We start from the raw sequence: 10,350 nt of genomic DNA, 5'->3' as shown, positions 1-10,350 counted from the left end.
GGCATTGCTAATTATATATAGATACTGTATAAGTTTTGGGTCATTAACATGCACCGGGAGGTTGCGATGGATTGTCCAAAATGCGGGAAGCAGGCGAGTTGCAAAGACGGCCAAGTGAATGGGCGGCAGCGCTATTTATGCAAAGATTGCCATCCTCGTTATACCGTCGCACAACGTTCCGGCACTGGGGACAAGGCCGTGAAGCGCCAAGCCTTGGAACTTTATCTGGAAGGCCTTGGATTCAGGTCTATTGGCCGTGTGCTAGGGTTCAGCAATGTCACGATTTTGAACTGGGTCAGGGCCTTTGGCGAACAGTTGGCTGCCATAAAAAGCGATCGGCCTGTCCAAGTGGTTGAACTGGACGAAATGCACAGCTATGTCGGTTCAAAAAAAACTATTGCTGGATATGGATTGCTGTTGATAGACATGGGAAACGGTTCCTCGACTGCGTACTGGGCCCCAGGGGAACTGCCACGGGGGAAAAGCTCTGGCAATCCATAGCGGACGTGGCGGTTGGGCGGGTGATGACGGATCACTGGCAACCCTACGAGGCGTTTGTCCCCAAGGGACGGCATACGCAATCCAAGGCAGAAACCTTCACTGTTGAAGGGCATAACAGCTTGTTCAGGCATTTTCTTGCCAGGTTGCGCCGCAAATCAAAATGCTACAGTAAATGCCAAAAAATGCTGGAATACTCTGTTAGGCTACTGATGGCAAAATGGAATAATATGCTAGCTATATTAAATTAGCAATTCCATATTTTTAGCCTATGCAGTCCAAATGTCAACAGAACCTAACCTTGCCATCAGGCAAACATTGCGCGTAAGCTCAAGATTTTAACGCTAAAAATAGCGTTTGTTAGCGTTTTCATTGATAATGCGAAAATCAAGATTTAACCATTAGCGCAGCTTTCATCATGACACCAACTCAGACTTCTGATCCTGCCTTATATTGGAGCGAAGCCCTGGCCGAAGAATTGCTCAATTTTTTGACCAAACGGCTTAAATGTTCCGAAGTTGCCGCTGAAATCACCCATGAAACATTCTTGCGTATCCATGAAAACGCAGAGAGCAATCCCCCCAATAATGCCCGTGCCATGGCCTATCGGATTGCCGTCAACCTGGCGAATGATTACCAACGCAAAATAAAGGTCAGGAGCCGATTTAATGCGGAAATAGCACCTGGCTTCAGTGCAGATTCATACCCAAGCGAAATTCCGGGGCCTGAACAAATCGTCATGGCGCAGCAACGGCTACAAGCCCTGCAAGGTGCGCTGGATGAACTGGACGCCGAATGCCGCACCGCGTTTTTGCTGCAAAGCATCGACGGCCTTACCCACCACAAAATTGCGGCACGGCTGGGCATATCGCGGGTCAAAGTGCATCGGCATTTAATGAAGGCGTTAGCGCATTTGGCCCTGCGCGTGGATCACGGGCATTGATTGCCGTATTGAATTAGGCTCTATATGGGTTTTGAGGTCTTTTTACATTATGAGCTTCGATATATAGCAATCCTTCAAAATACCCGTCATTCCGGCAGGGATTGCCGAAATGACGGGACTATTTATGGTCGCTATGCTTATTATTGGTAGTCGTTTGATAAGACCTCAAAACCCATATAGAGCCTTGAATTATTTTGAGCGTTTTTTACCCTTGAAACGTCTTATTCAGTAACCGCTTACATTTATCTCATTAATGCCTTTTCCGACGGACACCGCCAAACTGCCTGAACTGATGCAACAAGCCATTGAATGGCTGGTGCTCCTGCGTTCAGGGGAGATCAGCGAAGCCGAAACCCAGGCCTTTGCCGATTGGCTGTCGCAAGATATTTATCATGCCCAAGCCTTTGCCAAAGCCGAAGATTTGCTCAACGATGCGGCCATCGCCGCACAAAACCCACGGGTCACTGCACCCGCCATAGCCGATACTAGGGAAACTAACCCTAACAAACAAACCATTCCATTAACAAAACCAGCACAAGCCACTCGGCAACAGTCATCAGCCGGCTATTTCCGTTGGCTGGCAGTCCCGTTGTCATTGGCGGCAGCGTGGCTGTTTGCAGTGGCGTTAATTCTGCCGGAACAGTCTCATGTTTTTGACGACTACCTCAGCGATTACCGCACCGGCACTGGCGAATTACGGGACATCCAGCTTGCCGATGGCAGCCACTTATTGCTCAATACCAACACCGCCGTCTCCGTGGATTACACCGAATCCTTACGGCACATTACCTTGCGCCACGGCCAGGCACAATTTACCGTTGCCAAGGACACCAACCGCCCGTTTGAAGTCGCGTCGGGCGGCCTCGCTATCTGTGCCTTGGGTACGGTTTTCGAAGTATATAATCCAGGTTCAGGTGAAATGAGCATTACCGTCCAGGAACATGCCGTTGCCGCCAAACTACAGAAGGCCGAAAACATCCAGGTTGAAATCAAAGAAGGCCAGCGCCTCCGCTATGATTATAAAGGTCACTTAACCATACCGGAAACGGTCAATCTTGCCCAAGCCAGCGCCTGGAAACAACTCAAGTTATTTATGAATGACTGGCCTCTCGCCGAATTGATTGCCGAACTGGATCGTTACCGCACAGGCCGCATCTTTATTTCCGATCCGAGCCTAAAAAACCTGCGTATCACCGGCGCATTTTCCCTGGACAATCCTGATGAGACGCTCGCCAAGGTCAGAACAGTGCTGGCCTTGCAAGAAACTCGGCTGGGTTCGTGGTGGGTGTTGTTGCATCGTTAAAACTTGACCGTTCAGAGATAATTTCGCTGGCTTTATCGCACCACGCCAAAACCTTATCGGTTTCGGGTTCATCAATATAACGTTTTACGAACGCCGAACTATCAAAAAAACCGTAACTATTCAGTGTGGTGATCAGTTCCTTCCCCCTCCGGGAGAAGGTTAGGATGAGGGGATCAAAATCAAAGTGGTTTGCCTTGTTTTGGTTTCCCCTCACCCAACCCTCTCCCTCTGGAGAGGGCTTATTTTCAGTGCTTAAAATTTTTAGCGCTTAATTCGCACTTAAATATTCAATATCAACGCAGCCAACCTACCTAAGCGTGGTTGCCACCGGGAAAGCCCCTAACTTCTTTTCGTTCTCAAACGTATACAGCGTTTCCGCCCAGACATTTTGCGCTTGCCTCGCAATCAGGCAATCGGATAAATCCACACCCACATAGTCAAGGTAATCCAATAACGCATTATTCAAGGCCGCCCAATCATCAAACTGAAACTTGGTATGGCTCGCAAGCTCGTGGATGACAGAATAAACCGCCTGCCTTCCGCAGCCAAAAACGCCCTCCAAAACCCATTCGATTTCTGCGATGACGATTGCCGGGACAAAGACCTTATCGACTTGATTAATCAGGGTTTCGGCAGCCTCATTCTGCCACTTCGGGTTATGGCTATCGACGGGTTTAAGCAAGTACCGGAGCAGGACGTTAGTATCAACCGCGATCATTACGGGACTTCTAAAAATTCAAAAAACTCCTTCCCCCTTCGGGAGAAGGTCGGGATGAGGGGATTAAAATCAATCATTTACATCCATCACCCTAGCCCTCTCCCAGTGGGAGAGGGTATTTTTAGAGGTTCCCATTAGCTAAAATTTTATCCGCTGCGCGTATTTTGATCGCTTTTTTCATGCCTTCCGAAGACGGGAATTCGTTGCCTTTAAGCAAATGATTAAACTTTCCAGCTATATTGCCGGAATTCATCTTGACAATATAAGCCACCCCATCCCGCGCGAATACCTCCACATAATCGCCCGGCTGTAAGGCCATTGCCTGGCAAACCGCTTGTGGGAGCGTCACTTGCCTTTTCGTGGTCACTTTATGCATTCTGATTCTCGTTGCATTACTAATGGCTAAATAGTAATACGCTAGTCGGTACCCGTCAACATCATGCCGAAGTAAAAAATATTTTCACCCAAACCGTGCAATTTTGGCCCCTCAAACGTTGTATAGGAAGGAGACCTATAAAAAACAAGGTAGTGGTTACATTTGGCTGTTGATTATTAGGCCGTCATTCCGGCAGGGATTGCCGGAATCCAGTTTACAGGGATGTAAAGTATTTTTAGGCCAGTTCAAACACAACCACTACCAAAAACAGGAGAAACCATGACTAACACGCCAAAGCGCAGCAACAAATCAGGTTGGCAAAACAACGGACGGGGATTTTGCCCGTTATCTACCAAGCGCATGAACACCCTGCCCATCATGGCACTGCTGTTATTGTTCCTAGGCGGAACAGCAAGCGCGGGCGATGCCGCCCGGCAGTACCATATCCCGGCGCAGTCGCTCAATAATGCCCTGTTGCAATTTGCCGCCGACACCAACCTGGAACTGATAGTCAAAGCCGACGAGCTGCGTGGCTTCAAAGCGAGCGGACTGGACGGCAACCTAAGCCCGTCACAAGCGCTAACCCGGTTGCTGTAAGGCAGCGGCATGAGCTACCGTTTTGTCGATGCCAAGACTGTGACGGTGGAACAGCCGGCTGGCGATTTTAGTAAAACGGCTGGTGTTGAGGAAAAGCCGGAAGTGCAAAATTCCGCCCAAAGCACAGATACCATTATATTGGCACCGATGACGGTGGTTGGTGAAACCGAAAGCCCTAATTTGACAACACCATCGATAGCAGAATCTAGGCAAAGACTAATCCGCGTTCCCGGCGCTACAACCGTCATTGACGGAGAACGCATTAAAGAAGGTGCACCGCTGACGGTAAGCGATGCACTGGCGAACACTGCGGGTGTTTGGGGGATAGCGGTGCCGGGGCCACCAGCGGCTCGCGCATTTCCATCCGGGGCTCCGACATCAATTCGTTCATTTCGCCGATGCGGGGTTTAAAAATTCTTCGCGACGGGCTGCCCTATACCAACGCTAATGGATTTACCGATACAGAATCGCTTAATTTTTATGCAGTTGATCATATTAATGTTTACCGAGGCGCCAGCGCTCTCGAATATGGCTCCAGTAATTTGGGTGGCGCCATCGATTTCATCACACCCACCGGTTATACGGCTGATCGGCTTAAGGTAGGCATGACTTACGGCACTAACGGCTATGTAAGGCCTTCCATCAGTGCAGGCGGTGTTTTGGGAAAAGGCTTTGATGCCTTTGGGTCGTTCTCCTATATTGATACCAACACCACCCGCGAACTCAACGATCAGGAGCAAATTTTCGGTTATGGCAATATTGGCTATCGTTGGAACGAGAATCATGAAACCCGGTTTTCCGTTGACATCCAAAATCATAACTACCTGGCTGCAAATCCGATAACGAAACAACAAGTCAGCGATAATCCTCAGCAAAATCCTGATGGGACTACGCTGCCACAGGGTTTCCCCGTTTATCGCGTCGATTTACGTCATTCGGTAAAATTGGCCGACGGGGATCGTTTTGACATTGGCGCTTATTATTTCGACAAAGACTTTACCTTCTCCTTTCCTTTCGGTTTCTTTCGAGATTCCTGGCAGGATGCCGGTTTTTCGTGGCGACATGAGATCAACGGAGGCTTGTTTGGCTTGAAGAATAAAGTGGTTTGGGGCGGGCTCAACCAATGGATGTGGATTAAAGACCGCAATTTTGCAGCCGCTGCAACGCCAGGAGGTGGCTTCCAGAGAGGTGTCTTATTGAATCAAGAGCGGGACAACTGGACTAACGTGGAAGCCTATCTGGAAGATCAATTAAGTCTCACTGATACCTTCACCTTGGTTGTTGGCGGACAAATCAACTATCGCAAGGTAGACTACGAGCGGGTGATAGGCTTTGTGCCTAGCCCGGCTAGGCCAAGCAATCAGGCTGATCAGGACTTTTTTAACTTCAATCCCAAGCTTGGCTTTACTTGGCAAGCCACGGAAGAGGCGCAACTGTATGGCAACTTAAGTCGCAGTGCAGAGCCACCGCCTCTAGGAAATTTATCGGATGTGTTTCTAAAGCCTGCTCGCACCAGCCAAACAGCCAGCACCGTGGAAATTGGTACCCGTGGCCAAACTGACTGGCTGAAATGGGACTTTGCTTTTTATCACGCCTGGTTGAATGATGAAATCCTTGTCATCCCTACACCTCCTTTTGGTAGCGGCGACTTTACAACGGCCAACGCTGGAAAAACCCAGCATACCGGCATTGAATTGGCTCTTGAAAGTACAGTACCGCTAGATGTCATTACATCGGGCGACCAAATCAGGCTAAGTGGCAATTACACCTGGAATAACTTCCATTTCGATAGTGATAAGCGGTTAGGCGATAATCGTTTGCCCGGTATTCCTGAACATATTGCGCGTGTTGAGGCACTCTATCAGCATCCAAGTGGTTTCTACATTGGGCCAAACGCACAGATCGCCAGCTTAAATTGGGTGGATTTTACTAATACCTTAGCCGCCAGACCTTATGCTTTATTGAATGCCAGAATGGGTTGGGACGATGGCAAGCATTGGAAAGTATTCGTAGACGGACGTAATCTTACCAACGAGTATTACACGGCTTCAGTTTTTATTACCGGCAATGCCAATGGTTTGGATGCCGCCCAGTTCAACCCCGGAGCTACGCGTTCAGTGTTTGGTGGCTTCGAGTATCGATACTGAGACAACCCGTAAGACAGCCGCGTAGCCGGGTACGACCGTACGGCGGATGATTTGTACGGCCATACGGCGGTTAAATTGTAGGGTGATGATCCGTGGTTCAGGACATTATGACGATCATGATTTATAAACAGAAAAGAGTTTTTAAATTTCGTTCAAAGATAGCTTTGTCGGTTGTGGCAAGCTGGCCTAAGTGAGACAAAATCAAGCTATTATCCAATGTAAACAGTTTAAGGCGAATAATTGACGACGCAGGCAAACCGGCGGCGGTTAGGTTTTCAATGGCTGTATCCAATGGCCAGTCGGAATGTTTTGCGCTGGTAATCATGGCCATGACGCTATGGCCAATGTAGGCATTAAATGCCTTGTCATCGGATAACACTAAAGCGGGGCGGGTCTTGGTAGATTGCCTGTCAGTAAACGGAAAGGGTACTTTAACGATGTCGTAGCGGTTATAAGTCACGGTACGCTTCATCATCTTCGGCACTATTCCACTCTGACAATGTTCCGTTAACCGCTGCCAAATAATCAATGTCCAAGGGCACTAAACGACGTACCCATATGCGACCATCCGGTTCAGTTTCCCATGCTAATGTATCGCCGGTTGTAAGATGCAATTTCCTACGTACATCGACTGGTACGGTGACTTGTCCTTTGCTGCTAATTTTTGCGAGTTGCGACATAGCGCCCCCAAATCATGTAAAGAGTCCTTACTTTAGGATAAACTTACTGAAATGACAAGTTTTTACGTCAACCTAACATCGTAACAACCATTAACCAACATTGGCGAAAGCACCCTCATAGATTTGGTCAGCAGCCGCAAAAAAACAGCGGTCATCAAAGCCTTATACCGCTTCAAAGAACCCAAGAAAATCAGATATGTCACGATGGACATGTGGCAGCCTTACAGGGATGCCGTGAATAGGGTTTTGCCTAATGCCATCATCGTCATCGATAGGTTCCACGTCGTCAAAATGGCGAATGAAGCGGTGGAGAAGGACTGCAAAAACCTTAGAAGTCAAATGACCAACGGAGAAGTCAAGCAGCTTAAAAAAGACCGTTTCTTGATGCTGAGACGACGGAGTGGCCTGGATGCAACCCAAGAGTTCCTATTGTCAGGTTGGACAGAGAACTATCCCGTACTGCACGATTTGTATCACGTCAAAGAACGCTTATGATATTTGGGACAGCAACATGAGCAGGGCAGAGGCAGAATCAGCTTATCTGAATTGGAAAGATTCGGTTCCTGTCAGCATCCGTGTTGTATTGCCGACCTGGAGAGGGCAATAGAAAACTGGCACAAAGAGGTATTTAACTACTTCGACCACCGGGTCACCAATGCCTACACTGAATCATCTGTAAACAATCACATTAAATCAATTGCAAGACAGGGGCGCGGTTACAGCTTTGAGGTTTTAAGAGCCAGAACCTTATTCACCAATGCCAAACATAAACTGAAAACAATCGTTCAAGGCTGGAATCCGTGAGGAAAAAATAGGCTATGGCTTGCCAAATAATGATGATTTTTTAAACTTTGGTGTGATAATTCCACACGACACTGAAAAATGAATTTTTCAGAAATTCTACACGGTTTTGCGAATACCCGAATTTAATAATAAATTTTCAACCTATTGATTTCATGATAAGTTGAATTTCAGTTTTGTTAGTTATGCCTTTGCTTCGCAAAGTGCTTACCAGGAGAGAATCGTTAATCCACCTAAGTTTACTATGGACAAAGATAAACCTGATGAAAATAACACGTCCCAAACCTTAGATCAGGCGAGGCAGAAAAAGCGTGGCTATAGTGATTTTTTCGCTTGGCCGGTAGACCGGCAGCTTGAGGAATGGGCAATCGTGGATTCCTTAAAAGAATCGCTGGAGAAAGCCAACGCGGGTTTTTTTAATTCCTTGGTTGCGCGAGGCCGGGGCAATGATCCGCCGGATTGCGAAGCGGCGTTATACGAGGGCGGAAAGCTGGGTATTGAAGTGACAGAGCTGGTCGATCCTGTGGCTATTATGGCTTATAAGAACGGTGATACTAATCAACAAGCGGAATGGAGCGAGCATAAGCTTATAAACTCAATCACTCAACGGCTTGAAGTGAAGGATGTCTCAAAAAATATCAAGGGCGGCCCTTATGACCTTTATATGCTCGTCATTCATACGGATGAACCGATACTGAGCTTTGATTACGCTTATCCTTTATTATCGAAATTCCCGTTTCAGTTCTATTCGCTTATCGATCGGGCATTCTTGTTGATGTCCTACGACGAGAAGCACCAGTGTTGTCCATTCATCGAGTTGAATATCAAGGCCAGGACGTAAAAGTAAGTCGCAGTTTTCATAGGTGTAAACTGTTTATTGGAGGTAGAATGTAAGCCAGTAAACGCATCATCAACTCGTCATCAATGAATACCGACCCCTACTTTGTCAATAAGCGGTTTTTGAAAGAGCGGTTTAACCGTTTTTTGCCGAACTCGCAGGCTTTTTCGCTGGCGATTATCCTGCTGGTCAGTTTTGTCCTGATCTATTTCCTATCCGATTTATTGAAGCCCGTATACGTGTCCGTAGTCTTGGCTTATTTTCTGGAAGGCTTGGTTGCCAAGGTTGAAAGCATGAGGATACCAAGATTAGTTGCGGTTGGTCTTGTGTTTTCCGGGTTTATGGCCAGTTTGCTTTACCTGTTGTTTTATTTGATGCCGATCATCACGCAGCAAGCCGTTGAGCTAGTCCAACATATTCCTGCCTTCATCAGCAGGGTGCAAACTCAGATCATGCGCTTGCCGGAAATGTATCCGCAGTTTATTAATGAAAATAAAATCCAGGAAATCATGTTCACCATCCAAAAGGAATTGCTGGTTTACGGCCAAAATGTGCTGACCGTTTCCGCAGCATCCGTAGTGGGTTTGGTCAGTGCCTTGGTGTATCTGTTTCTAGTGCCGATGATGGTGTTTTTCTTCCTGAAAGATAAAAATATCCTGGTTGGCTGGGTCTTGCAGTATTTGCCAAGGGACAGGCATCTGAGCGTACGGGTTTGGGAAGAGATTGAAATACAAATCGCCAATTATGTACGCGGTAAGTTTGCCGAAGTTTTCATTTTGTGGGTGGTCAGCTATGTGGCTTACCAAGCAATGGGGCTGAATTACGCCATGTTGCTTTCGGTGTTGATGGGTTTGTCAGTGATTATCCCTTATATCGGCGCGACCCTGGTGACATTCCCCGTGTTGCTGGTCGCCTATTTTCAATGGGGCTTGGATGGCGATAATTTCATGTATGTTGTCATTGCCTATTCGATTATCCAGGCCTTGGATGGCGTTCTTTTGGTTCCGGTATTGTTTTCTGAGGCAGTCAATTTACATGCTATCGCCATTATTATGGCTATTTTGTTTTTTGGCGGCCTATGGGGATTTTGGGGCGTGTTTTTGGCTATCCCCCTCGCCACGGTTGTCAAAGCCGTGTTGACGGCTTGGCCGCAGATTGATGGGCATGCGGCTTGATAGCCCCGTAGTAGGCTTCGTTTTGGCGCATACGCTATACTATTGCGCCCTATAAATTATAGTATAATAGGTTCATAAGTTAATGATATTCTTTATACAAAAGGGATAAAAGGTTAATCGGGTTAATAACAGTCTTAATAGGAGAGGGCGTGCTTATCCGGTTGTCACAGACACCTACTAGATATAGTGGGTCAGGATTTTTTGGCGTAAAGCTCGGCGTAGGTGGGGGCAGTGACCTCACCCGCGATGCCGAGCAGAGAACGGAAGGCATTGA

12 protein-coding genes and 1 pseudogene are annotated in these 10,350 nt (G+C 47.4%); 9 read left to right on the top strand and 4 right to left on the bottom strand.

Annotated elements, in window-relative coordinates:
• Positions 1 to 66: 66 nt before the first annotated feature.
• The 3 genes from ACLQ6D_RS13145 to ACLQ6D_RS13135 all read left to right on the top strand — a co-directional run bounded on the left by ACLQ6D_RS13145 (position 67) and on the right by ACLQ6D_RS13135 (position 2,744).
• Positions 67 to 749 (top strand): IS1 family transposase gene (locus ACLQ6D_RS13145; protein WP_411727774.1). Its coding sequence is split into 2 segments (ribosomal slippage): positions 67 to 393 and positions 396 to 749, totalling 681 coding nucleotides; the frame shifts between segments, so codons are not numbered across the junction.
• Between the two features lie 167 nt (positions 750 to 916).
• Positions 917 to 1,441 (top strand): RNA polymerase sigma factor, encoded by a 525-nt coding sequence (locus ACLQ6D_RS13140; RefSeq protein WP_411727773.1) that lies wholly within the window; start codon positions 917 to 919, stop codon positions 1,439 to 1,441.
• A gap of 253 nt (positions 1,442 to 1,694) precedes the next feature.
• The gene (locus ACLQ6D_RS13135; RefSeq protein ID WP_411727772.1) at positions 1,695 to 2,744 is read left to right on the top strand and encodes a FecR family protein; all 1,050 of its coding nucleotides are present in this window, start codon (positions 1,695 to 1,697) and stop codon (positions 2,742 to 2,744) included.
• 307 nt (positions 2,745 to 3,051) lie between these two features.
• On the opposite strand, the gene ACLQ6D_RS13130 is transcribed toward ACLQ6D_RS13135, so the two are convergent.
• Complete coding sequence (locus ACLQ6D_RS13130; RefSeq protein WP_411727771.1) at positions 3,052 to 3,462, bottom strand: PIN domain-containing protein; 411 nt, start codon at positions 3,460 to 3,462, stop codon at positions 3,052 to 3,054.
• Positions 3,463 to 3,583: 121 nt separating this feature from the next.
• On the bottom strand, positions 3,584 to 3,838 hold the full coding sequence (locus tag ACLQ6D_RS13125; RefSeq protein ID WP_411727770.1) for an AbrB/MazE/SpoVT family DNA-binding domain-containing protein: 255 nt from the start codon (positions 3,836 to 3,838) through the stop codon (positions 3,584 to 3,586).
• 279 nt (positions 3,839 to 4,117) lie between these two features.
• Between ACLQ6D_RS13125 and ACLQ6D_RS13120 the strand changes: the two genes are divergently transcribed.
• From ACLQ6D_RS13120 to ACLQ6D_RS13110, 3 genes are read left to right on the top strand one after another with little or no spacing between them, the layout of a single operon-like run.
• On the top strand, positions 4,118 to 4,435 hold the full coding sequence (locus ACLQ6D_RS13120; RefSeq protein WP_411727769.1) for a hypothetical protein: 318 nt from the start codon (positions 4,118 to 4,120) through the stop codon (positions 4,433 to 4,435).
• A 9-nt stretch (positions 4,436 to 4,444) separates the two neighbouring features.
• On the top strand, positions 4,445 to 4,846 hold the full coding sequence (locus ACLQ6D_RS13115) for a hypothetical protein (protein ID WP_411727768.1): 402 nt from the start codon (positions 4,445 to 4,447) through the stop codon (positions 4,844 to 4,846).
• Positions 4,753 to 6,582 carry a TonB-dependent receptor family protein gene (locus ACLQ6D_RS13110; RefSeq protein ID WP_411727767.1) on the top strand — a complete coding sequence of 610 codons (1,830 nt, stop codon included), beginning with the start codon at positions 4,753 to 4,755 and terminating at the stop codon, positions 6,580 to 6,582. Before ACLQ6D_RS13115 ends, ACLQ6D_RS13110 begins: the two co-directional genes overlap by 94 nt.
• Positions 6,583 to 6,703: 121 nt before the next feature.
• Here ACLQ6D_RS13110 and ACLQ6D_RS13105 read toward each other — a convergent pair whose 3' ends face one another.
• Positions 6,704 to 7,057, bottom strand: a complete 354-nt coding sequence (locus ACLQ6D_RS13105) for a type II toxin-antitoxin system PemK/MazF family toxin (RefSeq protein WP_411727766.1) — start codon at positions 7,055 to 7,057, stop codon at positions 6,704 to 6,706.
• The gene (locus ACLQ6D_RS13100; RefSeq protein WP_411727765.1) at positions 7,032 to 7,262 is read right to left on the bottom strand and encodes an AbrB/MazE/SpoVT family DNA-binding domain-containing protein; all 231 of its coding nucleotides are present in this window, start codon (positions 7,260 to 7,262) and stop codon (positions 7,032 to 7,034) included. The genes ACLQ6D_RS13105 and ACLQ6D_RS13100 overlap by 26 nt, the downstream gene beginning before the upstream one ends.
• A gap of 99 nt (positions 7,263 to 7,361) precedes the next feature.
• Here ACLQ6D_RS13100 and ACLQ6D_RS13095 point away from each other — a divergent pair.
• The 3 genes and pseudogenes from ACLQ6D_RS13095 (at position 7,362) to ACLQ6D_RS13085 (ending at position 10,076) form a co-directional block, all read left to right on the top strand.
• Positions 7,362 to 8,066: pseudogene (locus tag ACLQ6D_RS13095) on the top strand (ISL3 family transposase).
• A 241-nt stretch (positions 8,067 to 8,307) separates the two neighbouring features.
• The gene (locus ACLQ6D_RS13090; protein WP_411727764.1) at positions 8,308 to 8,904 is read left to right on the top strand and encodes a hypothetical protein; all 597 of its coding nucleotides are present in this window, start codon (positions 8,308 to 8,310) and stop codon (positions 8,902 to 8,904) included.
• A gap of 83 nt (positions 8,905 to 8,987) precedes the next feature.
• The gene (locus ACLQ6D_RS13085) at positions 8,988 to 10,076 is read left to right on the top strand and encodes an AI-2E family transporter (RefSeq protein WP_411727763.1); all 1,089 of its coding nucleotides are present in this window, start codon (positions 8,988 to 8,990) and stop codon (positions 10,074 to 10,076) included.
• The last annotated feature ends 274 nt before the right edge of the window (positions 10,077 to 10,350 follow it).

The sequence above is a fragment of the Methyloglobulus sp. genome, from assembly GCF_046714055.1.
Taxonomy (GTDB): Bacteria; Pseudomonadota; Gammaproteobacteria; order Methylococcales; family Methylomonadaceae; genus Methyloglobulus.
Note: the sequence above shows the minus strand (reverse complement) of the source record. Positions and strands in the feature narration are given on the sequence as shown.